This is a genomic window from Ralstonia flaminis, assembly GCF_958415495.1.
In the GTDB taxonomy this organism is placed as follows: Bacteria; Pseudomonadota; Gammaproteobacteria; order Burkholderiales; family Burkholderiaceae; genus Ralstonia; species Ralstonia flaminis.
The window spans coordinates 248,601-271,102 of sequence record NZ_CATZLL010000007.1; the positions used below are offsets into that span (position 1 = coordinate 248,601).

24 protein-coding genes are annotated in these 22,502 nt (G+C 64.9%); 13 read left to right on the forward strand and 11 right to left on the reverse strand.

What is annotated here, in order from left to right:
• The first annotated feature begins 62 nt into the window (after positions 1-62).
• From R2N11_RS13455 to R2N11_RS13465, 3 genes are all read left to right on the forward strand, one after another.
• Positions 63-725, forward strand: a complete 663-nt coding sequence (locus tag R2N11_RS13455; RefSeq protein WP_316681389.1) for a hypothetical protein — start codon at positions 63-65, stop codon at positions 723-725.
• A 147-nt stretch (positions 726-872) separates the two neighbouring features.
• A complete protein-coding gene (locus R2N11_RS13460) occupies positions 873-2,285 on the forward strand; it encodes a nucleobase:cation symporter-2 family protein (RefSeq protein WP_316681390.1) in 1,413 nt (470 codons plus the stop codon).
• Positions 2,286-2,474: 189 nt separating this feature from the next.
• Positions 2,475-3,005, forward strand: coding sequence for a hypothetical protein (locus tag R2N11_RS13465; RefSeq protein WP_199032205.1), 531 nt, complete (start codon positions 2,475-2,477; stop codon positions 3,003-3,005).
• 9 nt (positions 3,006-3,014) lie between these two features.
• Here R2N11_RS13465 and R2N11_RS13470 read toward each other — a convergent pair whose 3' ends face one another.
• On the reverse strand, positions 3,015-3,596 hold the full coding sequence (locus R2N11_RS13470; protein ID WP_199032204.1) for a helix-turn-helix domain-containing protein: 582 nt from the start codon (positions 3,594-3,596) through the stop codon (positions 3,015-3,017).
• 211 nt (positions 3,597-3,807) lie between these two features.
• On the opposite strand from R2N11_RS13470, the gene R2N11_RS13475 reads away from it, so the two are divergent.
• Positions 3,808-4,698 (forward strand): MBL fold metallo-hydrolase, encoded by an 891-nt coding sequence (locus tag R2N11_RS13475; protein ID WP_316681391.1) that lies wholly within the window; start codon positions 3,808-3,810, stop codon positions 4,696-4,698.
• A gap of 69 nt (positions 4,699-4,767) precedes the next feature.
• On the opposite strand, the gene R2N11_RS13480 is transcribed toward R2N11_RS13475, so the two are convergent.
• On the reverse strand, positions 4,768-5,427 hold the full coding sequence (locus R2N11_RS13480; RefSeq protein ID WP_316681392.1) for a cysteine hydrolase family protein: 660 nt from the start codon (positions 5,425-5,427) through the stop codon (positions 4,768-4,770).
• Between the two features lie 147 nt (positions 5,428-5,574).
• On the opposite strand from R2N11_RS13480, the gene R2N11_RS13485 reads away from it, so the two are divergent.
• Positions 5,575-6,543: a GlxA family transcriptional regulator gene (locus R2N11_RS13485; protein WP_306663116.1), complete on the forward strand. Its 969-nt coding sequence runs from the start codon at positions 5,575-5,577 to the stop codon at positions 6,541-6,543.
• 21 nt (positions 6,544-6,564) lie between these two features.
• Here the strand turns inward: R2N11_RS13485 and R2N11_RS13490 are convergent, their stop codons facing one another.
• The gene (locus tag R2N11_RS13490) at positions 6,565-6,747 is read right to left on the reverse strand and encodes a glycine zipper 2TM domain-containing protein (RefSeq protein ID WP_316681393.1); all 183 of its coding nucleotides are present in this window, start codon (positions 6,745-6,747) and stop codon (positions 6,565-6,567) included.
• Between the two features lie 71 nt (positions 6,748-6,818).
• Positions 6,819-7,379, reverse strand: a complete 561-nt coding sequence (locus tag R2N11_RS13495; RefSeq protein WP_199032200.1) for a YggT family protein — start codon at positions 7,377-7,379, stop codon at positions 6,819-6,821.
• 190 nt (positions 7,380-7,569) lie between these two features.
• Here R2N11_RS13495 and R2N11_RS13500 point away from each other — a divergent pair, with 190 nt between their 5' ends.
• The gene (locus R2N11_RS13500) at positions 7,570-8,154 is read left to right on the forward strand and encodes a YbhB/YbcL family Raf kinase inhibitor-like protein (RefSeq protein ID WP_316681394.1); all 585 of its coding nucleotides are present in this window, start codon (positions 7,570-7,572) and stop codon (positions 8,152-8,154) included.
• 13 nt (positions 8,155-8,167) lie between these two features.
• On the opposite strand, the gene R2N11_RS13505 is transcribed toward R2N11_RS13500, so the two are convergent.
• From R2N11_RS13505 to R2N11_RS13530, 6 genes are read right to left on the reverse strand one after another with little or no spacing between them, the layout of a single operon-like run.
• A complete protein-coding gene (locus tag R2N11_RS13505) occupies positions 8,168-8,596 on the reverse strand; it encodes a VOC family protein (protein ID WP_199032199.1) in 429 nt (142 codons plus the stop codon).
• Entirely contained in the window at positions 8,593-8,928 is a 336-nt protein-coding gene (locus tag R2N11_RS13510) for a DUF971 domain-containing protein (RefSeq protein WP_199032198.1), read from the reverse strand. Before R2N11_RS13510 ends, R2N11_RS13505 begins: the two co-directional genes overlap by 4 nt.
• Complete coding sequence (locus R2N11_RS13515; RefSeq protein WP_316681395.1) at positions 8,915-9,874, reverse strand: HEAT repeat domain-containing protein; 960 nt, start codon at positions 9,872-9,874, stop codon at positions 8,915-8,917. The genes R2N11_RS13510 and R2N11_RS13515 overlap by 14 nt, the downstream gene beginning before the upstream one ends.
• Before the next feature lie 7 nt (positions 9,875-9,881).
• Positions 9,882-10,136 (reverse strand): 4Fe-4S dicluster domain-containing protein, encoded by a 255-nt coding sequence (locus R2N11_RS13520; protein ID WP_048933573.1) that lies wholly within the window; start codon positions 10,134-10,136, stop codon positions 9,882-9,884.
• Between the two features lie 2 nt (positions 10,137-10,138).
• Positions 10,139-11,863 carry a fumarate reductase/succinate dehydrogenase flavoprotein subunit gene (locus R2N11_RS13525; RefSeq protein WP_316681396.1) on the reverse strand — a complete coding sequence of 575 codons (1,725 nt, stop codon included), beginning with the start codon at positions 11,861-11,863 and terminating at the stop codon, positions 10,139-10,141.
• Positions 11,860-12,648 carry a GntR family transcriptional regulator gene (locus R2N11_RS13530; RefSeq protein WP_316681397.1) on the reverse strand — a complete coding sequence of 263 codons (789 nt, stop codon included), beginning with the start codon at positions 12,646-12,648 and terminating at the stop codon, positions 11,860-11,862. Before R2N11_RS13530 ends, R2N11_RS13525 begins: the two co-directional genes overlap by 4 nt.
• A gap of 170 nt (positions 12,649-12,818) precedes the next feature.
• On the opposite strand from R2N11_RS13530, the gene R2N11_RS13535 reads away from it, so the two are divergent.
• Entirely contained in the window at positions 12,819-13,811 is a 993-nt protein-coding gene (locus R2N11_RS13535; protein WP_316681398.1) for a bifunctional helix-turn-helix transcriptional regulator/GNAT family N-acetyltransferase, read from the forward strand.
• Between the two features lie 34 nt (positions 13,812-13,845).
• On the forward strand, positions 13,846-14,658 hold the full coding sequence (locus R2N11_RS13540; RefSeq protein WP_316681399.1) for an arylamine N-acetyltransferase family protein: 813 nt from the start codon (positions 13,846-13,848) through the stop codon (positions 14,656-14,658).
• A 37-nt stretch (positions 14,659-14,695) separates the two neighbouring features.
• Here the strand turns inward: R2N11_RS13540 and R2N11_RS13545 are convergent, their stop codons facing one another.
• Entirely contained in the window at positions 14,696-15,712 is a 1,017-nt protein-coding gene (locus R2N11_RS13545) for a 1-aminocyclopropane-1-carboxylate deaminase (protein ID WP_316681400.1), read from the reverse strand.
• Between the two features lie 156 nt (positions 15,713-15,868).
• Here R2N11_RS13545 and R2N11_RS13550 point away from each other — a divergent pair, with 156 nt between their 5' ends.
• From R2N11_RS13550 to fes, 5 genes are all read left to right on the forward strand, one after another.
• Positions 15,869-16,384, forward strand: a complete 516-nt coding sequence (locus R2N11_RS13550) for an Lrp/AsnC family transcriptional regulator (protein ID WP_316681401.1) — start codon at positions 15,869-15,871, stop codon at positions 16,382-16,384.
• Positions 16,385-16,479: 95 nt separating this feature from the next.
• Positions 16,480-16,983, forward strand: coding sequence for a sigma-70 family RNA polymerase sigma factor (locus R2N11_RS13555; protein ID WP_199033301.1), 504 nt, complete (start codon positions 16,480-16,482; stop codon positions 16,981-16,983).
• Between the two features lie 19 nt (positions 16,984-17,002).
• Positions 17,003-17,998 carry a FecR domain-containing protein gene (locus R2N11_RS13560; protein WP_316681402.1) on the forward strand — a complete coding sequence of 332 codons (996 nt, stop codon included), beginning with the start codon at positions 17,003-17,005 and terminating at the stop codon, positions 17,996-17,998.
• 136 nt (positions 17,999-18,134) lie between these two features.
• Entirely contained in the window at positions 18,135-20,600 is a 2,466-nt protein-coding gene (locus R2N11_RS13565; RefSeq protein ID WP_316681403.1) for a TonB-dependent siderophore receptor, read from the forward strand.
• Positions 20,600-22,318, forward strand: coding sequence for an enterochelin esterase (fes, locus tag R2N11_RS13570; protein WP_316681404.1), 1,719 nt, complete (start codon positions 20,600-20,602; stop codon positions 22,316-22,318). Before R2N11_RS13565 ends, fes begins: the two co-directional genes overlap by 1 nt.
• Positions 22,319-22,502: the final 184 nt, after the last annotated feature.

Consider the following 22,502-nt stretch of genomic DNA (forward strand, 5'->3'; position numbering starts at 1 on the left):
CCCGGTTTGCCACGTTTTCCGCTGAATGCTCGCCTGTTTACCGTAGCGCGCCACCCCGCTTCATGCTGGGCAACGGGGCGCGACAGGTCAGCGGCAGCGCCGCATGGCTGGCGCAAACACCTTCGGGCGCCATCGTTGGCATCAATGGCTATCGGTTGATGGGCGACACCGCTGAGCTGGCCGATCTCTATGCCCACCGCGGCTACACGCACGGGCGCTGGACGCGCGGCAAGGTGCGTGTCGGCGCGCTGACCAAGGACGTTGGCGGCGACGCGGGGGACTACCACTACGCTGTGATCGATCAGGCCGACCTGACATTGCGCCAGCAGACGGTGCGCGGATGCCGTGGCGTGTTCACGACGCCCACCGTGGTTGGTGGATCCGGCCCCGTAGGCTGCGTGAGCGGCACGCTGGATATGGTCTGGCAGGACGGCACACTGCGCCTGCTCGGCAGCCTGGAGGTGCAAGCCGACGGGCAGCGCGCGACGCTGCTGATCCGGCACTACCAGCCCGACATTGGCACCACCTGCCACGGCGGCAGCCCATTCGGAAGCGGCACCTATGATCTCACGCCCGTGGTGGCCGAAAACGGCATGCTGCGATGCGTCATCCTGTACCGCCAGCGGTTCGACTCTGGCGTGACCTACCAGGGCGTGGCGATGTTTGAAGCGCATACGCATTTCAGAACGCAAAATATGTACACAAAAGACGGTGTGAATTGTTGACATAAACTGAGGCGCGCTCCAAGATGCCGGCAAATGTGCGACATCACGCCGCACAAATGTCGGCAGACGGCGCCTGCGCCCGGTCTGCCCGATGCACACCAGGCACGCCTCCGGCACGTACACGGGGGTGGCCCCAGGAGACAAGACATGCGCCAATCCTCAGGCCTTTCCTCGCCCTCGCCCTCGATCTGCGTCGATCCTGTCAACGAACGCCTGCCGCTGCCGCGTCTGTTCGCGCTCGGCCTGCAGCACCTGCTGGTGATGTATGCCGGTGCGATTGCGGTGCCGCTGATTGTTGGCAATGCGCTCGGCCTGTCGAAGAGCGATCTCTCGTATCTCGTCAATTGCGATCTGTTTGCGGCTGGTGTCGGCACGCTCATCCAGTCGCTCGGCTTCCTGATCTTCGGGATCCGGCTGCCGGTGATGATGGGTGTGACCTTTGCCGCCGTGGCACCGATGATCGCCATCGGCGTGGAGCCCGGCATGGGCCTGCCCGGCATCTTCGGGGCATCCATTGTTTCGGGTGTGTTCGGCATTGCCATTGCACCGCTGATGGGCCGGCTGCTGGGCCTGTTCCCGCGCGTGGTGACGGGCACAGTCATCATGCTGATCGGCTTTTCGCTGCTGAGCGTGGGTATCAACTGGGCCGCCGGTGGCCAGCAGATGATTCCGCAGGTGGTGGACGGCGTGCGCCACATGGTGCCGAACCCAGCCTTTGGCGATCCGTTCGGCCTTGCGATCGCCGCGCTGGTGCTGGTGACGATCCTGCTGCTGACCAAGTTCGGTAACGCGCTGCTGTGCAACATCGCCGTGCTGCTGGGCATCGTGACGGGCACGCTGGTGGCCGCCGCTTTCGGCAAGGTGTCGTTGGCCGATGCGAGCGTCGCGCCGCTGATGACGCTGGTGACGCCGTTCCACTTCGGCATGCCCAAGTTTGAGCTGTCGGCCATCATTTCGATGTGCATCGTGATCGTGATCACGCTGGTGGAGTCGACCGGCATGTTCCTCGCGCTGTCGCACGTGGTGGGCAAGCCTATCTCGCGCAATGAGCTGACCAATGGCCTGCGCGCTGACGGTCTGGCAACCGTAGTGGCCGGCGTGTTCAACACGTTTCCGCATACGTCGTTCTCGCAGAACATCGGGCTGGTGTCGATCACGGGCGTGCGTTCGCGCTATGTGGCGGCGGCGGGTGGTGTGCTGCTGATCGTGCTGGGGTTGTTTCCGAAGCTGTCGTACGTGGTGGCATCGGTGCCGCAGTACGTGCTGGGTGGCGCGGGGCTGGTGATGTTCGGCATGGTGGCTGCGGCCGGTATCCGCATGCTTGGCATGGTGGATTTCCAGAACCAGCGCCACAACCTGCTGATCATCGCTGTGTCGGTGGGCTTTGGCATGGTGCCGACGCTGGCGCCGACCTTCTTCCACCATTTCCCGGAATGGACGCACCCGATCACCCACAGCGGCATCGTCCTGGGGACGCTGGTGGCGGTGGTGCTCAACGCCTGGTTCAACGGCATCCGTGGCTCGCACGAGGTGATGAGCGGAGCCGCTGCAGCGCACTGAGTAGCGCAACCCGCAACCACGCAACACCCCGCTTCAGGCGGGGTGTTTTGCTTTGGCGACACCTATCTGAGCGCAAGCGTTTGCTTATCGATTTCACCGTGCAAGCTGTGCAGTTTCACGGTTCTGCAAATAAAGCGCCTTAGGTTGTGCCCAATCTTCGGGGGAGGAAGAGAAAAAGCGGGGGGAACCATGCAAGGGCTATCAGCACGATTCGAAAAAACAGACGCGGGGCGCCGTGAAATCGCCACGCGCAACGGGGCGCTCAGCCGCTCAAGCCGCGCGTTGCTCATCATGGTGGACGGTCAGGCTACGGGCGAGGATCTTGCCGTGCGTGCGAACCAACTGGGTCTGCAAGCGCTGGCGGTGCTCGAACTGCTGCAGGCGGGTTTCATTCAGATCGCGGCCGATGTTGCTGGTGAGCCTGCTTTTGTTCCGGTTGCCGAACCGCAGCCCGAGCCGCCCAAGCCCGCCGCGCCCAACCGCAAGCGCTCGCTGGCTGCGGCACGCATGTACCTCATGGACATCGCGGCGCGTACGTTCAGTTCGGCCGAACATCCGATCCGCCTGCGCCTGGTCGAGGCCACCGACCGTGCCTCTGTCGAAGGCGCGTTCGAAGCATTGATGGCGGCGCTGCGCGAAGCCACGTCGGCGTCAATGGTGGAGCAGGTCGAGGTCTCGTTCCGGGGGTTTCTGCCGGTTGAAGAGGGGCTGGCCGGCTGAGTGCGTCGCTTACGCGTGGCGCGATACGACCATGTAGTAACCACACGGCTCTGCGGTCTGGTTGGCGAAGCCATGCTCCACGTTCGCCTCGAAGAAGAGTGAGTCGCCTGGCCCGAGGTACTCCTTGGCGTTCTTGAACTCCACGACCAGGTGGCCGATGGTCACCACGATCTGCTTTTCCGACCCGCCGGGGTAGCCAGGCAACAGCCCGGTTGAGACGCCGGGCGGAAGGTAGTGGTAGAGCAGTTCGACACGTCCACCGCCCGTTGCCGGTGACACGATATGCCGCTCAAAGCCGGTTTCCGGGTCGCGAAAGATGGGGCGTTCGGCTCTGCGCATCAGCACGGCCGCACCTTCCGATGCGCCGCCCCCAACCAGCTCCGTCAATGGGGTCTGCAGGCTGTGGGCGATTCTGGCGGCAATCCCGATCGTCGGGCTTTTTTCTCCGCGTTCCACTTTCGACAGCATCGCCCGGCTCACCCCCGAGCGTTGGGAAAACTGTTCCAGCGTCAGCCCGGCGGCGTCACGCAGCTTGCGTACACGTGCACCAAAGGCGCGCGACGACGCCTCGTCGTCATCCGCCGCGCGCATATCTTCATCCTGTCTTGGCAACACGCCTCCTTGGCGTCGACGACGCAAGCACATCAGAGTCGACATTATCTTCCACCATAGAAGACGGTCTCAAGCGCATGTGCTTGCGATGAGGCGCTGCTTTGCACCATCTTTCTTGGCTCTTCTCTTGCTATATTCTTCTATGGGAGATAAATTTCTCGGGATTGATGGGGAAAAGGCCGCCGCTGCAATGCTCGCCGCCGCCGTGACGGCCAGCGTTGCCGCATCTCAAACCGGGAGGAGCGACATGAGCAGTATGAAATTGATTGCGCAAGGCCAGCACTACGCCGCCTTTGAATTTGGCGACATTCAGGTGGTCGCGCTGCGCGATGGCTACATCGATATGCCCACGACAAGGCTGCGCCAGACATCCGGCGAGCCGTTCGACACGCTGCCTGCCGGCATTCCCGTGGTGGGCGGTCAGTTGCGGTTGTCCGTCAACGCCTTCCTGATCATCGACAAGGGCACGTCGGTGCTGATCGATACCGGGGCATCCAACGCGTTGGACGACTCGATGGGGGCGCTTCTGCATGGATTGCAGGAAGCCGGCATCGACAGAAACAGCATCACGCAGGTCGCGGTGACTCACACGCATGAAGACCACGTGCATGGGCTTATCGCACCTGATGGCTCGGTGGCCTTTCCTGGGGCTGGGCGCATCCTGATCCCGAAAGAAGAGGTGTCGGAAATCACCGGACGGTTGGCGCAACTACGCGATCGTGTGATGCCGGTTGATGACAGGTTCATCGTCAGCGACCGGATCACCGCAGTGCGGGCGGCGGGGCATTCGCCGGGGCACACGGCCTATGAAGTCAGCAGCAGCGCCGGGCACCTCCTGGTGTGGGGCGACATTGTTCACGTGCCGTCGATTCAATTCGGGCGCCCAGAACTGACATGGGAGTTTGACGACAACCAGCCCAAGGCGCGCGCAGTCCGCAGGGAGGTCTTGGAGCGGACAGCGCACCCCAAATATTACGTCGCAGGCGCGCATCTGGACTTTCCGGGCATCGGGCAGGTGGTCAAACGCGGCAACGATTTCACGTTCCAAGCGGTTGAATATCGGGCGACGTCGCGCGACTAAGACGTCGTGCACACCAGGGCAGCGGGCGGTATTGCCCGCTGCCAAACCTGCTGGTGCATTCGGGGTGCGTCAGGCTGCTTGCTGCGTCACCTCATCCTTCAGCAGACCACGCGCCCGCTGATTGGACTTGTAGATGTTGTCGCGCACCGGCACCGCACCGGTCTTCACGCTGTGCACCCAGTCCTGGGTCGACATCACCGCCGCAAAGCGCGACTGCAGGACCACGCTGAACACGCGGTGGATCTCTTCTGCGCTCGCAAAGCCGGCCTGGTTTTGATACGGCACAGTGCCCGAGGCATCGTGCAGAAACTCGACGGCCGTACCGTTGTGCAGCGCGTGATTGATGGTGGAGGCATCGCAGTTGTGCGTCATGTAGCCGACCACGGTCAGCGTGTCGATGCCGTTGGTTTGCAGCCATTGCGCCAGATCGGTTTCCGGGTATGCACTCGGCAGCGTCTTGCGCACGTAGTGGTCGTGCGGGCGCGCGGCCACGACCGGGTGCAACTGCCAGCCGTCGGTGTCGATGGCAAACAGCGGTGAGCTGGCGGGCGAGGTCTGCTGCACAACGATTACTGGAATGCCTGCCTCACGCGCCGTATCCATGGCAACGCCGACATTGGCGACGGTCTGCTGCGGGTTCGGATACTCGATCGGCAGGTCGCCGGTGAAGTATTCGTTCTGCACATCGATGACGATCAGGGCGCGCTTCGGGGTGATGTTTGCAGTCATGGCGGACTCCTCGGAGTGGATTGCGGGGTTTGCTGTCAGGGGCGTTGTGTGGTGCCCGTGGACAGCATCTTCGTGCATGGCTATCCTTCCGGACAGTGGCCCGGAAGACATTCATCGATGAAATTGGGCCAAATGTGCGGAGCCATCATGCAACCCCGGGAAATCGCCGTTCTCGCCTTCAACGACATCAGCCCGTTTCACCTCTCGGTACCTTGCCTGGTGTTTGAAGACCGCATCTGGGCGGGGCTGCCTGCCTACAACCTGCGGATCTGCGCGGGTGAGCCCACTCGCAAAGGCGGCCTGCGGACCACCGCCGGGTTTGCCGTGCAGACCGATCTGACGCTGGAGGACGCCGCCTGCGCCGATGTGCTGATCGTGCCGTCATGGCGCGACACGCAAGAGCGCCCGCCCACACCCATGGTGAATGCCGTGCGCGCTGCATATGAGCGGGGTGCCACGGTGGTCGGCCTGTGCCTGGGGGCGTTCGTGCTGGCGGAGGCCGGTGTGCTCGACGGCCGCGAGGCGACCACGCACTGGAGCGCGGTCGAGGCATTCTCGCAGCGCTATCCGCGCGTGCAGCTCGTGCCCGATGTGCTGTATCTGGATGCCGATGACGGCCGGCTGGTGACATCCGCCGGTACGGCTGCGGGGCTGGATTGCTGCCTGCACCTCGTGCGCCGCTGGCATGGCGCAGAGGTGGCCAACCGCATTGCGCGTCGGCTGGTGGTGGCGCCTCACCGGCAGGGTGGGCAGGCGCAATACATTGAGCAACCGCTGCACGATGCCCCGGGCGGCGATCGCTTATCGGATCTGCTGAACTGGGCCGTTGCCAACCTGGCTGAGCCACACACGCTGGATTCGCTGGCAGAACGCGCTGCCATGAGCCGACGCAATTTCACGCGGCGCTTTCGCGAGTTGACCGGCGCGACGGTCGGCCAATGGTTGCTCGGCCAGCGTCTGGCCTACGCACAGCGCATGCTGGAGACCACGCGCCAGCCGGTGGAGGCGATCGCGCAACTGGCAGGCTTCGGCAGCGCGGTATCGTTGCGCCAGCATTTCAGCCGGGCGTATCACACCTCGCCCAGCGCGTATCGCGCGCTGTTCGCGCAAACCTGAAGAAGGGATGGGCCGGACTGGCTACTTGCTCAGCTCGTGGCCGATCACACCGCCGGCCACTGCGCCGCCGATCGTGCCGGCCGGGCTGTGCGTCAGCTCATGGCCTGCCACGCCGCCCGCCACTGCACCGCCCACGGTACATGCCGCCAATGCCTGGGCCAGTGCTGCGATCACGCAAACCAGTACCGTTTTCCATGTATTCATGTGTGCTCTCCTGATAGGGCCGGCGCAGTGTGAGCGCCGGCACTTTCAGTCGAGCAAGGCGCGTGCCCCGCTCACATGAGCAGTGGCGAGAGCGACAGATGCGACAGCGCGATCACCAGCACCTGCGCAATCACCAGCAGGATCAGCGGAGAGAGATCCAGCCGCCCGCCCAGCGGCGGCACCACGCGGCGGATCGGGCGCAACAGCGGATCAACCAGCGTGTTGAGCACCGCGCCCATGGGCGACGCCGGGCCCATCCACGACAGGATGGCCGACGCAATGGTCACCCACACCAGCACGTTGAATGCCCACTTGAGCACCGTGAACAGCGCTGCCACAAAGCCCCACGGCAGGAGCGCCAATGGGCTCACACCCATGGAGGCCAACAGCAGGAACAGATACACGAGCGCCGTGGCATACGCCGCCACCAGCGATGACCAGTCGATGTAGCCCGTGGCCGGAATCACCCGGCGCAGCGGATGCACCAGCCAGCCCGTGAGTTGAAAGATGGCCTGCGACAGCGGATTGCGCGGTGACAGCCGCACCGCCTGCGTCCACGCGCGTAAGAGCAGCGCGGCGCCAAAGAGCGAGAAGATCGTGTCGAGCAGAAAACGCGTGATGTCGCCGAACATGCGTCCGGGTCTCCTATGGTCAGGTGAGGCCAAAACAGCGGGGCGAAGGTGCGTCGCCCGGGGCGCGGTATTGTCGCACGGGACCCTGACGGCAAGCTGCGTGTGGTGATGTGTCTCGCGCGGCGGGCATGGTCATGGGCCTTGGCGTATCGTGGTGGCGCATTCCACCCAGGACCCAAGGAGACCCACCGTGAAACCACGATTGCTCCGCACGTCGCGCAATGCCGTGCTGTTGTTGGCATCTCTGTCAGCCGTGCTGCCCGCGCAGGCGCAAACAGGGGCACAGGCCGGCATCTTCACCATCCAATCCCCTGCGTTTGCCGACAACGGCGTGATGGACCGCAAGTACGCCGGCAAGAACCCCGCCAACCCGAACTGCACGGGCGATAACGTCTCGCCGCCGCTGGCCTGGTCCGACGTGCCGGCTGGCGCCACCAGCCTGGTGCTGATCGTGAGCGACCCGCAGGGTGGTGGCGGCCTGGGCGTGAACCACTGGCTGGCCTACGGCATTCCCGCCACGCAGACCGGATTGCCCGAAGGCGCCGGCACGGGCGATGCCCTGCGCATGGGCCAGAACCCCATCGGCAAGCAAGCCTATCTTGGGCCGTGTCCGCCCAAAGGCACCGGCATGCATCACTACGTCTTCCTGCTGATCGCTACCGATCTTGCGCCGGATGCACTGCCGGCAGGTCTGACCCGTGCGGAGTTGGACGCGGCGCTCAAAGGACATGCCAAAGGGGCCGCCGCGTGGATCGGCCGCTTTGGCAATTTCTGAGTCTGAGATCTTGCTAGGCGTGTCGCTTGGGGTTCCACGCCTTGTGCACGAACTCAAGACGGTTGCCATCAAAGTCGGCAACGTTGGCGGCGTAATAGCCGGGGGCAAAATAGGTGCGGTCTGCCGGCTTTCCTTCGTCAATGCCGCCGGCCTTGATAGCGGCTGCGTAAGCGGCGTCGACCTGTTCATTGGTATCGCAGACGATCCCGAGGTACAGCCCGGTTTCCCCGGGCGTGCGTTGACGCAGCCAGATGCTGGATCCGACACCCGTGCCCTTGCCGTACATGTCATCGCCGAGGCCGTACAGATCAGGAACGCCTTCAGGGCCTGATGCGGCGCTGTAGTTGCCGAACAGGCTCCAGCCGAGCGGCTTCAAGGCCTCGGCGTAGAAGGCCAGGGATCTCTTGATATCGGTGACGGAGATGTAGACGTGGTCGATCATTTGGCTGCCCGCGACGTGGATTGGGTTTGCGTATGCAGCACTATATTTGACGAAAGCGAATCCAACGACGCGAGATACGCCCAAGGGAAGATGCCGCGCGCGTGCCCATCACTGAAAATGAGTTGCACGCCATAGCCAGCGGGCTCCATGGTGGTGATGCGTACGTTGTCTGGCGTGCTGATCGACAAGCCATGGTGGCGCTTGAACTGGCACTCCGCGCAGCGGCATGCGCGGCGCAACGCAGCGTGGTCGATCGAGCATGTTGCATCAGCCCATACCAGATGTAGCTGGCCCTGAGCGATGTCGTTGTCGATGCGCTCAGGCGCGTGCACGATGCGCTCCAAGCTGGGCCAATGCAATTCGCACGGCTTTGACAACTTCGGGGTCGCCGTCGGACGCAGCAGTGTGCAGCGCGGGCAGGGCGGCGGTGTCGCCAATTTCCCCCAGTGCCAGCGCAGCCTCTTTGCGCAGATTGCTGATCGGGTGGTTGAGCAAGGCGGTAAGGGCATCGATGGTGTGTACCGCGTGCCAGCGGCCGAGCGCACGGGCGGCCTGCAGGCGGACTTGCCAGTAGTCATCGCCCAGCGCTTCCGCCAAGGCGTGGGTGACATGGGCTTCAGGCGCCAGCGCGCGCAGCTTGCCGAGCGTGGCGGCGGCTTCTTCACGCACACGCCACATCGGGTCGCGCAGCGCGTCCAGCAGCGCGGGCAAGACGAATGCGTCGGTTGCCAGCCCGAGCGCACCGGCTGCCGCACGGCGCACGTCCGCATCGGCATCGCTGCGCGCGCGTTCTGCCAATGCGGGCAGGGCTGCCACCTGCTTGCGCCAGCCAAGTACGGTAACGGCTTCGCGGCGCACGGCGGCATCTGTATCTTGCAGCGCGGCCAGCGCCGGGGCTTCTGCCTCGGCCACGCGCAGCTCCCGCAGGGCGCGCAGTGCGGCGGCGCGCACGAAGGCGCTGGCGTGTGCAACGTAAGGCAGCAGCGCGGGCGCGGAGTCCGGCTGCTTCAACTCGGCCAGCCCCAGCGCGGCCGCTTCGCGTACCGTTGCATCGGCGTCTTCCAGCGCACGTGCTAGTGCGGCCACGGTGTCCGATTGTTCCCACGTTGCCAGCATGCGCGCGGCTTCGCGCCGCACATCGGGAGATGGGTCATCCGCCAGCAGGGCAATCACTTCGGGCAGTGCATCGGCGTCTTCTTCATCGGCAAGCTGCAATAACGCGACGCGGCGCGTGGCGGCATCGGCGTCGCGCAGGCGAGCCAGGATCGTTGTCGTCATCGCCACCTCAACGCAGCAGATAGGGAATGTCGACCTTCACCGCGCCGGTCGGGCAGTCCTGCTCGCAGGGCATGCAGTACCAGCATTCGTCAAACTGCATGAAGGCCTTGCCCTTGGTGAGATCGATGGCGAGCAGGTCAAGCGGGCAGACGTCAACGCACACCGTGCAGCCCTTGTCGGCAATGCACTTGGCTTCGTCAATGGTGACGGGCGCGCTGCTGCGCGAGGCGATGTCGTGCGGGGTATGGGTGGTGTGGGGCATGATCAGGCGGCTTGGGGAATGCGCAGGTGTGCGTACGAATCAGGACTGTGCACATCAACGGGAATGACATAAGGCTCAACAGCCTGCTTGCGACTGGTCATGGCGCCATGCGCATCTTTGTAGAGGCGCGTGTGGCAGAACCAGTTGGCGTCGTCGCGCTCGGGGTAATCCACACGGTGGTGGTACAGGCCCCAGCGGCTTTCCGTGCGGAAGAGTGATGCACGCGCGGCCATCTCTGCGCAGTCGCGAATGAAGCTGACCTCCATCGCGCGCATCAGCTCGTGCGGGTTGCGTGCGTGCAGGTGCGTGATGTCTTCGGCAATCTCATCAAAGCGGCGCAGGCCGATTTCCATCTTGCGTGTGACCTTGGGTGGCTGCAGGTAGTCGTTCACCATGCGGCGCAGCTTGTATTCCACCTGCGCCGGGGCGAGGCCGTGTTCGCGTTGCAGCGGTGCAAAGATGCGCGCGCGCTCGCGGGCGATCTGCTCATCGTCGACACGCGCGTCGCTTTGCCGGCCAGCGATGTAGTCCGCTGCGTTCTGCCCGGCAAACCAGCCGTAGGTGAATGCGCCCAGCATGTAGTTGTGCGGCACGGCGGCCATGTCGCCAGCGGCGTACAGGCCAGGCACGGTGGTCTCAGCACGTGCGTTGACGTAGACGCCCGATGCGCTGTGCCCGCTGCAGAAGCCAATCTCGGAGATGTGCATCTCCACCATCTGCGTGCGGTAATCGGTGCCGCGCCCGGCGTGGAAGCGGCCGCGGCTCGGGCGCTCGTTGGTGTGCAGGATGGTCTCGATGGTCTGGATGGTTTCTTCGGCCAGGTGGTCGAGCTTGAGGAAGACCGGACCCTTGCCGCCCTGCAGCTCTTGGTAGAACTCCCACATCATCTGGCCGCTCCAGTAATCGCACTGGATGAAGCGCTCGCCGCGTGCGTTGGCGGTGAAGCCGCCCAGCGGGCCGGTCACGTAGGCGCAAGCAGGGCCGTTGTAGTCCTTGATGAGCGGGTTGATCTGGAAGCATTCCAGGTTGGCGAGCTCCGCACCGGCGTGGTACGCCATCGCATAGCCATCGCCCGCGTTGGTGGGGTTCTCATACGTGCCCATCAGGTAGCCCGATGCGGGCAAGCCGAGCCGCCCGGCGGCGCCGCAACTTAGCACCACGGCCTTGGCGCGGATGACCAGAAAATCTGCCGTGCGGCAATCAAAGCCGAGTACGCCACACGCCGCGCCGTCTACATCCGTCAGCACGCGCGTCACGACGATACGGTTGGTGATCTCCACCCGCGCGCGCTTGAGCTGCCGATACAGCACCTTCTTGATGTCGTGCCCCTCCGGCATGGGCAGCACATAGCTGCCCATGTGGTGCACCTTCTTCACGGCGTAGTCACCCGTCTCGTCCTTCTCGAACTTCACGCCCCAGCGGTCGAGCTGCTCGATGGTGGCAAAGCTGTGCTGTGCATAGGCGTACACGGCGGATTGATCGACGATGCCGTCATTGGCCAGCGTGATCTCGCGCGTGTATTGCTCGGGCGTGGCATGGCCGGGAATGACCGCGTTGTTCAGCCCGTCCATGCCCATTGAGATGGCGCCGCTGCGCTTGACGTGCGCCTTGTCGATCAGCAGCACGCGCAGCGCGGGGTTGCGCTCTTTTGCCTTGATGGCGGCCATGGGGCCGGCGGTGCCGCCGCCCACGATGACGAGGTCGTACTCCAGTTCCAGCGTGTTCATACGGTGCCTTGCAGAGGGAAGATGGATTGCGCCGATGCGGCCACGTGCCGGTCCAGCCGCAGCCGGTACTGGAAGGTGTCACCGCGAAAATAGAGGCGCTCAAAGTCGATGGGTTTGCCATGTGCGTCGTGCGTCAGCCGCTCCACGCGCAGGATGGGCGCGCCCGCACCCACGTCGAGTGCCGCTGCCGTGGCGTGGTCCGCCAGCGCCGCATCAATGGCCAGCGTGGCGTGGCCAAGCGGTACGCCTGCGTCCTGCTCCAGCACGAGAAACACATCGCGCGTTGCCAGATCTGCGCGGGCCACAACGCGCCCAAGGGCTTCCGGTAGCCACGTCACTTCCAGCGATACCGCCGCGCGGTCGAGCAACCGCGCGCGATGCAATTCGGTGACGGGCGTGCCGGGTGCAAGCTGCAGCGCCTGTGCCACATCCATCGGTGCGGGCACGGTTTCCAAGCGGAGCACACGGTTATGGATGCTGTGTCCTTGTGCAGACATGGCTTCCGCAAAGCCCTGCAGCGCCGTCACGTTCTGGAAGGCTTTCGGCGCGCTGACAAAGGTGCCTTTGCCGTGGCGGCGGAAGATCAGCCCTTCGTTCTGCAGATCAGCCAGTGCCTGGCGCACGGTGATGCGGCTGGCGCCAAACTGCTCGCACAGGGCGGCTTCGGATGGCAGCAGCGTATCGGGCGCGGCTCGCCCGCTGAGGATGGCCTCGCGCAGCGTGCCCTTGATCCGCTCATAGAGCGGCGGCGCGTGCAGGCGGGGGGAGGGTGGGGACGTCGTCATCTGGGGGCGAACTCGTCATAACAAGTGCGCCCAGTCTAAAAAGCCTCCGTTGGCGGGGGAACGAAGCTTTTTCGATATGGTTCTGCGGTTTTGGTTGGATGTGGCGCTCGCTTGAAAAGGTTGCATATCGCAACTATATTGGTTGTGTTGTGCAACCAATTGAGGCTGCCATGGATTTCATTGAAGCTCCCGCTCAACCGCGCGAACAGACCATCCGAGAGCTGCGAGAGGTCTCACGCAAGCTCGTGCGCGAACTCGGCTTCATGCGCAATACGCTGGCCGAGAGCGATCTCGCCCCCTCTGCGGTGCACGCCATTCTTGAGATCGCCGGCACCCCTGGCATCCAGGCCCGTGATCTGGCCGCGCTTTTGCGGCTGGACAAGTCGAGCACCAGTCGACAGATCACCCGGCTGGAATCCGCCGGGTTGGTGGAACGGCGCGCCTCCAATGAAGACGGCCGATCTTCCGAGCTATACCTGACGAAGGCTGGCCAGCAACTGCGACGCAATATCGACGCGTTTGCCTCCGGCCAGGTCTCGAATGCGCTGCGTCACCTGACGCCGGTGGATCAGCAAAGGCTGGTGGCATTGTTGTCGCAGTACGTCAGTGCGCTGGCGGATGACAACGATCACAAGCCGTCGCAAGGCGGCGCCGGAAGTGGCACCGAAAGCGGCGTCCAGATCGTCCAGGGCTACGTGCCTGGCTGCATTGGCGACATCGCAGGCCTGCACGGCCGGTTCTACGCGCAGCATTGGGGGTTTGGCGTGTTTTTCGAGCGCCGTGTGGCAACGGAGCTGGCCACGTTTGCGGCCGCGCTGCCTGATGACGACAAGGCGCTGTGGCTATGCGTGGAGAACGGCCGCTGCCTGGCTTCGCTGGCGATGGACGGCAACCCCCACTACCGCGCCGCGCACCTGCGGTGGTTCATCGTCGATGATGCGTTGCGCGGCACCGGCATTGGGCGCGAACTCATGTCGCGCGCCATGCGCTTTGCCGATGCGCGTTTTGACGAAACCTACCTCGATACCTTCAAGGGGCTGGATGCGGCGCGCCACCTCTACGAGTCATTCGGTTTTGTGCTGACCCAGGAAGAAGAAGGTACGCAGTGGGGCAGCACCGTGACTGAGCAGCAATTCCGCCGCCGCTCGAAAGGTCGTGCATAGTCGTGACTTCGGTCATTTCGCAAGGACGTTGCACGTGACACCTTCCATCGATCTGGATGCGTATCTCAACCGCATCCATTGGGGCGGCGATGTGCGCCCCAGCTACGACACCTTGGCCGGGCTGCTGCGCGCCCACATGCAGCACATCCCATTTGAGAACCTGGATGTGCTGCTTGGGCGCGGCATCCGCATCGACCTCGACAGCATCCAGAACAAGCTCGTACGCGCACGCCGTGGCGGCTACTGCTTTGAGCATTCGACGCTGCTTGCTGCGGTGCTGGAGCAACTCGGCTTTCAGCCGGTCCGCCAGTTGGCGCGAGTGACTGTATTGAGACCCCGCACGGAGATGGCTCGCACGCACATGTTCCTGACCGTGCCGCTGGAAGAGGGCACGTTTGTGGTCGACGCTGGGTTTGGCGCGTTGGCGCCGCGCGTGCCGGTGCCGCTGGAGGAGGGCGTGCCGGCCACGATCGACAGGGAAACCCATTGGATGGTGCGCGATGCAAATCGCTGGAGCCTGCGCGCACAAGTAGGCGACAAACCGCCCGTTGATGCCTGGGTATCGACGTTGGAGGAGGAAGGTCCGGCCGACTTTGAAATGGGGAACCACTTCACGGCAACGTATCCGGCGTCACCGTTTCGCAATCAGATCTTGCTGCGCGCGCTGACGAAAGACGGGCGCGTCTCCGTGTTGAACCGCAGTGTCACGATCGTGCGCGCAGGCACATCGCAGAAGATCGAACTGGCCGATCGCGCCGCGTTGCGCACGCTGCTTGCGGACGACTTTGGGTTTGATCTGCCGGAGGTCGAGCAGCTTCGCGTGCCTGACATTCCGGAGTGGGCCTGATCGAGGTCACGCCCCCCCGTTGTCGTGTGCGTGCCGGTCAGCCGTTGCGGAACAGGAAGCTGTAACCGTTCAGCGCGGGCACACCGCCCAGGTGCGCATACAGCACGCGCGAGCCCGCCGGAATGTCACCTCGGCGGATCAGATCGATCATGCCCTGCATCGATTTGCCCTCATACACCGGGTCCGTCAGCATGCCCTCGGCGCGGGCGCACAGGCGGATGGCGTCGAGCGTCTCTTGTGACGGCACGCCGTATTCCGGATACGCATAGCGCGTGTCGAGCACCACATCGGCATCCGTAATATCGCGGCCCAGGTCCACCTTGTCGGCCGTCTGGCGCGCAATGCGCAGGATCTGCTCACGCGTCTGCTCCGGCTTGGCGGAGGCATCAATACCAATCACGCGGTTGGCGCGACCATCGGCCGCAAAGCCCACCACCATGCCCGCCTGCGTGCTGCCCGTGACCGAGCACACGATGATGTAGTCAAAGGCGAAACCGAGGGCCTTCTCCTGCTCGCGTACCTCCTCCGCAAAGCCCACAAAGCCCAGGCCACCCAGCGGGTGGTCTGACGCACCGGCGGGAATCGCATAGGGCTTGCCGCCTGCACGGCGCACGTCTTCCAGCGCCTGCTCCCAGCTTGCTTTGAATTCGATGCCGAAGCCGGCATCCACCAGCCGCACATCCGCGCCCATGATGCGCGAGAGCTGGATGTTGCCCACGCGGTCATACGCGCCGTCAAACCAGTTCACCCAGTTCTCCTGCACGGTCACGCAGCGCATGCCCAGATGCGCCGCCACCGCCGCCACCTGCCGCGTGTGGTTCGACTGGATGCCGCCAATGGTGACCAGCGTGTCGCAGCCCTGCGCCAGTGCCTCCGGAATCAGGTACTCCAGCTTGCGCGTCTTGTTGCCGCCGAAGGCCAGGCCGCTGTTGCAGTCCTCCCGCTTGGCGTAGATCTCCACCTTGCCGCCCAGTTGTGCGGACAGACGTGGCAACGCCTGAATGGGCGTCGGCCCAAAGGTGAGTGGGTGGCGGGGAAAGCGTTGCAGGTTCATGCGCGTTGCTCCGGTCCAAATGGGTGAAGGGGGAATCGGGTACCTCCATGCTAGGGAACAACGCGCGAAACAGGGTTGTGAAGATTGGCCTGTTGACGCATCATGGCACGCAGAATCAGGTACGCTGGTATCTGAAGTTGTGCGTAACTACTATTTATGGCAACAAAATTGCGTACAAGAACCAAGGTGGTGCCAAAGCCAACCGCACCGCCGCCCGAGCTGGATCGAACAGACAAAGCGATCCTCCGCGCCCTGCAGAAAGATGCGTCCATCAGCAATGTCGCGCTGGCCAAGCGCGTGAACCTGAGCCCGGCTGCATGCCTGCGGCGAGTGGAGCGGCTCAAGGCCGCCAAGGTGATCCGGGGGACGGTCGCGCTGCTCGATCCGCAGGCGATGGGGGCGGGCACCGTGGTGCTGATCGGCGTGGTGCTCGACCGCTCCACGCCGGAGTCCTTCGCCGCCTTTGAGAAGGCCGCGCAGAACATCTCCGGCTGCATGGAGTGCCACCTGGTGACGGGGGAGTTTGATTACTTCCTGCTGATCCGCACGCGGGACTCAGAGAGCTTTACGCGGCTGCATGCGGAGCAGCTGTTGTATCTGCCGGGGGTGCGGCAGGTGCGGTCGTTTATGGGGTTGAAGGAGGTGGTGAGTCGGACGGAGGTGGTGGTTTAAGGGGGGGGAGCGTGACCCTCTGCATTCCCTTTCTTTGTTGATAATGATTCGCATTTGCAATAATATGGCGCTTTGTTACGCCGCCATGCTTGCCAATGTCCGCCGTCGAGCGACCGCCCGTCGATGAAATCCAGTCGCTGTACATCGCCCACCACGGTTGGCTGAACGGCTGGCTGCGACGGCGCCTGGGGAATGCCGCCGATGCGGCTGACCTTGCGCAAGACACCTTCATGCGATTGCTCGCACGCGATGCGCAGATTGCCGCGCGTGAGCCTCGCGCCTTCCTCGCCACCGTTGCGCACGGGTTGGTGGCCAACTTCTTCCGGCGGCGGCAGATCGAGCAGGCATATCTGGAAGCGCTAGCTGCGCTGCCCGTGGCCCATGTGCCGGATCTGGAGACGCGCGCCATCGTGCTGGAAACCCTGGTGGAGATGGACCGCCGCTTGCAGGCCGTCCCACCCGCCGTACGCAGCGCGTTCCTGATGTTCCAGCTCGATGGTGTGCCGCAGGCCGAGATTGCTGCGCAACTGGCGGTGTCCGTTGCCACCGTGCAGCGCTACTTGGTCAAGGCGCTACACCAGTGCTGCTTTCCGGCCTAGCTGAGCGCATCCGGCACCGATGTCTTGCGCCACCTTTCCCACACAGCCTGATCCGCCGATCGATCCTGCCGTTGCGCTGCAGGCATCGCAGTGGATGATCACCCTGATGTCACCCGACGCCGCCGCGCGCGACCACGATGCCTGCACGCAATGGCGCGCACAGCATCCCGAGCACGAGCGGGCGTGGCAACACGTGCAGGCCGTCTGGCAATCGCTGGCGGCGCTGCCCGCTGATCTTGGACGTGCCGTGCTTCGGCAACCCCGGCGCGTGATCAATCCGGCGCGGCGCCACGTGTTTGGCGTTGCAGCGGCCACGCTGGTGTTGGGTGGCGCCGTTGCCTGGCGCTGCGCAAAACCCGGCGCGGATGGCGATGCCTATGCAACCGGCACAGGCGAACGCCGCCACATCCAACTGGCCGATGGCACACACGTCGAACTTGATACCGCCAGCGCAATCGACGTGCGCCTGAACGCGGCAGCGCGCCACATCATCGTGCGTGCCGGCGCCATTCAAGTGACCACGGGCCGCGACGCCCTAGGTCGGCCGTTGTACGTCGATACCGAAGACGGCACGCTGCGCCCGATCGGCACCCGGTTCATCGTGCGCCGTTTGCCCAATGGCGGCACACGCGTCGGCGTGCAGGAAGGCGCGGTCGAGATTCGCCCCGCAGCGGCGCCGGATGCGGCCCGTATCGTTCGCGCGGGAGAGCGCATGCGTTTCACCCGGCTGGCGATCGACGCACCCGGCGCGCAAGACGACACCAACATGGACGATGCAGCGTGGGTGCGCGGCATGCTGGCCGTGCACGAGATGCCGCTGGCAACCTTCCTCGCCGAGCTTGGGCGGTATCGCCCTGGGTGGGTGCGCTGCGCGCCTGACGTGGCCGCGCTGCGTGTCTCAGGTGTGTTCCCGATCGATGACACCGGGCGCGTGCTGGAAGCCCTGCCGCACGTGCTGCCTGTACAGGTCCGCACGCTCAGCCGCTACTGGGTCATGGTCTCGGCGCGCGACTGAGTCGTGCCCGCTGCGACCTCTTCCCGACACCCCATAGAAAAGTTTTTGCCTCCGATGTGAGGGCTTTGCGCGCCTCAAGTGGCCTACGGGAATAGCAATCAATCCCAACCACAACATCATCAGGGGGAAATCACAGATGGGCTGCTATCCGCTGTCTGCTTCAACGCAACTTGCCGGCCAACCCGGCACCTTGCGTCTTCGCCGGCATCTGCTGGCTATTGGTCAGGCTGTCGCGTTGTTGGTGGCGGCATCGCCGCATGCGGGTGCGCAGGCGGCACCGGCCGGCTCGGCCACTGCAACGGCGCGGCAGTCGTATGCCATTCCTGCTGGCGCGCTGCAGCCGGCGCTAACACGCTTTGGTGTGCAGGCTGGCGTGCTGGTGTCGTACGAAGCGGCAAACCTGGCGGGCCGCCGCACCGCTGGTCTGCACGGCCAGTACGGTGCTGCCGATGGTCTGGATGCGCTCCTGCAAGGCTCCGGCCTGCACGCGCAACCGGTGCCGGGCGGATTCGCGATCCAGCCCGCACCTGCACCCACGCCGGTCGAGACTACGGGCACGTCTTCGGCCACGGTGACACTGCCCACCGCCACCGTTTCCGCCGCGCGCGGGGCGACTTACCCGGGTGGCCAGATCGCGCGTGATGCGCAGCTCGGCTTGCTGGGCAACACCAACGCCATCGACTCCCCCTACAGCAGCACCACGTACACCGCACGCACGATCCAGGACCAACAAGCGCAGACCATTGCCGACGTGCTGGCCAATGACCCGACCGTGCGCTACACCACGTCCACCGGGCACATCTACGAGAACTACACTGTGCGCGGGTTCGACATTACGTCGAGTGATCTTGCGTTCAACGGCATGTACGGCCTGGCCCCCTTCGGCCATGCCCCCACCGAGTTCATCGACCGTGTGGAGCTGCTGCGTGGCCCCACCGCGTTGCTGACCGGCATGTCGCCCAGCGGCGCTGTGGGCGGTGCCATCAACCTGATCCCCAAGCGCGCAACGGCCAAGCCCGTCATGCAGTTTTCCACCCACTACCAGTCCGACGGCTACGTGGCTGGCGCGGTAGACATGGGCCGGCGCTTTGGCGACGACAAGGCCGTGGGCATACGTTTCAACGGCGCCTATGGCGATGGGCGCACCGGCCTGGACGGGCAGGGCAGGCGGCGCGAGCTGGGCGCCATCGCTCTGGACTACGCCGGTGAGCATGTGCGCGCCTCGGTCGATGCCTACGCCAGCGACGAAGAGATCCGCAACGGCAGCGCCTGGATGGCCTCGTTCACGCGCAACGTGGTGAGCCCGCCTGCGCCGGGCACTAACATCCTGCGCGGCGTGCACGGTCGTATCGAGAACCAGGCCATCGTCGCCCATGGCGAAGTCGACTTCGCGCCCGACTGGACGGCCTATGCCGGGCTCGGCACGCTCAGCCATCGTTACTCCGGCTTCATCAACGGCACGCGCGCCAACGGCATCCAGCCCAACGGCAACTACACGGGCGTGACGTATCACCAGCGCGGGTTTGCCGACACGCTCTCTGCCGAGGCCGGTGTGCGCGGCACCGTGCGCACCGGCCCCGTCGAACATCGGCTGGTGGTCGGCTACACCCAGTTGGACCTGCGCACGGGCACGGTCAACAACGCCAGCAGCTCGTTCATCTCCAACATCTACGCGCCGGTGCAGGCCATCATCGCGCCCGAGCCCGGCGAGCCGCCCAAGACCTCGGACACCACGCTCACCAGCCTGGCGGTGGCCGATACGATGGCGTTTGCGCAGGAGGCTGTCTTGCTGACGCTAGGCGCGCGCCACCAGCGCGTGCAGGCCAAGAGCTTCAGCGCCGCCACCGGCGCGCAGACTGCCGACTACGACCAAAGCGCCATCACGCCCTCGGTGGGCTTGGTGGTCAAACCGTGGGGGCAGGGCCTCTCGCTGTACGGCAACTACATCGAGGGTCTGAGCCAGGGCGACACCGTGACCGACGTCACCGCGCGCAACTACCAGCAGGTGTTTGCGCCGTACAAGACCAAGCAGATGGAGGCCGGCATCAAATGGGAGAACGGCCGCCTCACGCAAACGCTCAGCGTGTTCCAGATCCGCCGGCCGAGCCTGGTCAAAGACAACGCCACCAACCTCTACAGCCCCGATGGTGAACGCCGCAACCGCGGCATCGAGTGGACCATCGCCGGTGAGGTCACACCGGGCGTGCGCCTGCTGGGCGGCGTTGCCTATACGCGCTCGGTACTCACGCATACCGCCAACGGCCTCTACGACGGCAACACCGCATTCGGCTCCCCTACCTGGTCGGGCAACCTGGGTGCGGAGTGGGATGTGCCCTGGGTACCGGGCCTGACGCTTGCCGGCCGCGCCACCTACACCGGCGCGCAATACGTCAACTCGTCCAATACGCAGCGCATCGATAGCTGGACGCGCTACGACGCCGGCGTGCGCTACCTGACCCGCATCATGGGCAAGCGCGTCGGCTTTTTCGCCAACGTAGAAAACCTGCTCAACAAGAGCTACTGGGCAGGCTCGTTCAACGACGGCTATGTCACGCAGAACGCGCCCCGCACCTTCAAGCTCACCACTACGATCGACTTCTGATGCGCCACGCTCTCTTTCTGCTCTCCTGGGCGCTGGCGGCCAACGTGGCTGTTGCCGCTTCACCGGCTGTGCCGGTTGCCGACGTGGCTGTCGGCCAGTCAGTCAACGCAACCTGGCAACCCGGCACGTTGTTGCCTTACCGCGTGACGCTGCATGCGGGTGACCTCGTGCAGGGCACGCTCGATGGCCCTGCTGCGGCGCTTGACCTGCTCGATGCCCGCGATGTGCACGTGCGCCGCCTGCTGAGCCCGCTATCGCTGTCACGCAGTTTCCTGTTCGTCGCGCCTGCTGATGGTGTGTACACGCTGCGCATCGACCCGAACGGCGCAGCCGTGGCCGGTGCGGCAGGTGGTGTGCCGATGCCCGGCGCACGCTACGCGCTGCGTATTGAACGCATCGTCGCCCAGGCCCAGCAGCAACCCGCGCCGGAACTGCCGCAAAGCCCGCGCATCCGCGCACTGGCAGAGGCTGTGCGCCACGGCACCGGCACCGATGCTTTCTGGCACGACGTTGCCCAAGCCGGCACGCCACTGGTTGAACCCGCGCCTGCCACGCAAGCCGGCACACCCATGGTGCTGCTGACCTTCCTGTGGCGGGGGCCGGTGCGCAACGTTACGCTGCTCGGCAGCCCAAGCGGCAACCACGACGCCCTGCAGCGCCTGGGCGACACCGACGTCTGGTACCAGACCTACGCCGTACCGGCCAGCACGCGCCTGAGCTATCAACTCGCGCCCAACGTGCCCGACTCGGATGCCCCCGCCGCGCAGCGCCGGCGCCTGCTGCTGGCCACGCTGCAGCGCGATCCACTCAACCCCCGGCGCTTTCCGGATACTGAGGGCGATGCGTATCAGCAGAAGTCCGTGCTGGAGTTGCCCGGCGCACCGCCGCAGCCGTGGCTCGCACGGCACCCGGACGTGCCGGCCGGCACCGTAACGGCGCATCGCCTCAACAGCCAACGGCTGGGCGAAGTGCGCGATGTCTACGTCTACCGCCCGGCCGGCGTCGCCCCGCAGGCGCTGCTGGTGCTGTTCGACGCGCATGCCTACCTGTCGACCGTGCCCACGCCAACGGTGCTCGACAACCTCATCGCAGAAGGGCGCATTCCGCCCACTGCCGCGCTGATCCTGTCCAACCCGAGCGCGGCGGCGCGCGCCACGCAACTGCCGCCCAACCCCGCCTTTGCTGACTTCCTGGCCGACGAGCTGATGCCGTGGGCCGCTGCACAGGGGCTTTCGGCACCGGCGGCGCGCACCGTGGTGGCCGGGTCGAGCTACGGCGGGTTGGCCGCTGCGTATGCCGGGCTGCGGCACCCCGAGCGCTTTGGCCTGGTGCTGAGCCAGTCCGGCTCATTCTGGTGGGCACCAGACTCCGCACCGGACCGCCCGCCGCAGACGCCCGGCTGGATGATGCGCGCCTACGCCGCGAGCCCGCGCCTGCCGCTGCGCTTTTATCTGGAGGCCGGGCAGTTTGAGGATGGGCGCGGCGCGGTCAACATCTTCACCACCACGCGCCACATGCGCGATGTGCTGCGGGCCAAGGGGTATCCGGTGCGGCATGCTGAGTTCGCCAGTGGGCACGATTACCTGCAGTGGCGGGGGACGTTGGCGTGTGGGTTGATTGCGTTGTTGGGAGGGCCGGGGGTGTTGGGTGACTCGGAGGGGCGGGCTTGCCCGGGGGAGGGGGGGCTTTTGCCTGGGAGGGTTGGTGAAGCGGGGTAGCTGTGCGCGATGTAGTTACTGGCGCTGGTCGGCGTAGTGCTCTATTGCGTCACGCCTGAGCCTTTCGCGGTCTGTAAGACATGGGCTGCTGCCGGTTCAGTGGACACCGACCTAAGCTTCTCGAGCTTGCTCAAACTGTATCGGACTGACGTAGCCGAGCGTCGAATGCCTGCGCGTCGGATTG